The 1,611-nt window shown below is 51.3% G+C and carries 1 protein-coding gene; it reads right to left on the bottom strand.

From position 1 onward, the window contains the following. Positions 1-144: 144 nt before the first annotated feature. Positions 145-1,362: an IS110 family transposase gene (locus KW93_RS03630; protein ID WP_033541610.1), complete on the bottom strand. Its 1,218-nt coding sequence runs from the start codon at positions 1,360-1,362 to the stop codon at positions 145-147. Positions 1,363-1,611: the final 249 nt, after the last annotated feature.

The following is a 1,611-nucleotide window of genomic DNA, read 5'->3' as shown; positions in this document are numbered from 1 at the left end:
GTCTCGGTCGTCTCGCTATTCCGCAGGAGTTGTGCGCCTGCACTTCAAGCCATCTGGACATGCCAAAATGCGCATGCCAAAAAAACCTGGCGGTTCCTATTTTTTTCACCAGGTTGTCTGTGCTATAGTAAAAGGGAAATGTGTTTACGAAGCCTTGCCGGATTCGTAATGAAAGAGAAGGCCGTGGCGGATAAGGTGAAATGCGACTTTCACAAACTTATTCACACAGGCGATCACCGCAACCTGATGGGGCTTTCCATTGGGTTGCTTTTTTAATTGGTCGTAATGGTCGACGATGGTGTTTTTTGCTTTTTTACGTTGAGCAATCATGGTCATCACCATAAAAAACAGGATGGTCCGCAGCCGTCTGTTTCCGCGCTTGTTGATTTTGTCTTGGTAGTGTAGCTTACCCGATTGATGGCGGCGGATATCGATGCCGATATACGCATTGATCTGCTTGGCATTTTGAAAGCGGCGGATGTCACCCAGTTCGCTGATAACCTGGACAGCCGTTTGATCACCGATTCCCGGAAATGATTTGAGCACCTGGAACTCCAACCGGTCTTGCGACAGGACCACCATCTGTCTGATCACTTCTTTTTTCTGGGTGCGCAGGGCCAATAGGCGTTTTGCGTAAGTCTTCAGGTGCTGGCAGCGCACATCTTCCGGTCCGATAGACGGATAGCTGTTTACCGCAGCGGCGAGAAGCAGCGACGCTTTCTTTTCGATTTCCTGTGCAGCCATCCGCTTGCGGGTCGCCCCTTTGATCTGGGCGAATAGGGTTTCCCTGGACACCTCATCGAGGTAGGCGGGATGGGGAAACAATTGGACGATATTCAGAAAAAGAGCGGAATTCCGGGTGAAAACCTTTTCCACAAGTGGGAAGCTCATCTGCAGAAACGCGTGCAGCCGGTTGTTGGTTTGCGAAATCTCTTTTTCGATGTCCTCGCCGTAACGCCCGAGTGCCCGCATCTGTTCGTAATAATCCGACTGTATGTAAGTCGCCTGGCGGCTGACCCTGAAATGGGATTTGGCCAGCTCATGGGCATCGCTGATGTCCGTCTTCTGCCGGCGCATGGCGGCGGTCTGCAGTTTCGCTTCCAGCGGGTTCAGCCGGCTATAGGGATAGCTGTTTTCTTGAAGAAATCGCTCGAGCGGTTGTGAATAGACACCGGTGGCCTCGAAAACCACCGCCGGCAGCTCTCCCGTCTGTTCCCGTAATGCATGAATTCGTGCCTTCAGCCCGCGAAAGCCGGCTTGTGAGTGTTCCAGTTCCCCTTCATAGTGGCACTGGTGCTTGTGGTCATAGACCACCATGGTGCTTTTTCCCATACTAACGTCAAACGCAATGACGTACTTCATCCTTTTTTCCTCCTGTTCTGTTGTCATAGAAGCCTTCACAGTGCCTTATCGATTCCATTTTCTTATACGGTCTCTGGGGACCCAACATACTAACCTGATTCGGATAAGGGTGTGAAGCGAGTCGGTTTCCTGGTTCGGATTCAGGGATCCACGCGTCCGCACGACTTCACTTCACTTCTACAAAAAAATAGTAGCACAGACCATGGCCGTGGTCTGTGCTACTAATGTTAGTATGTTTCCGCGGGGAGC

Source organism: Planococcus sp. CAU13 (assembly GCF_000775575.1).
Lineage (GTDB): Bacteria > Bacillota > Bacilli > Bacillales_A > Planococcaceae > Planococcus.
Note: the sequence above shows the minus strand (reverse complement) of the source record. Positions and strands in the feature narration are given on the sequence as shown.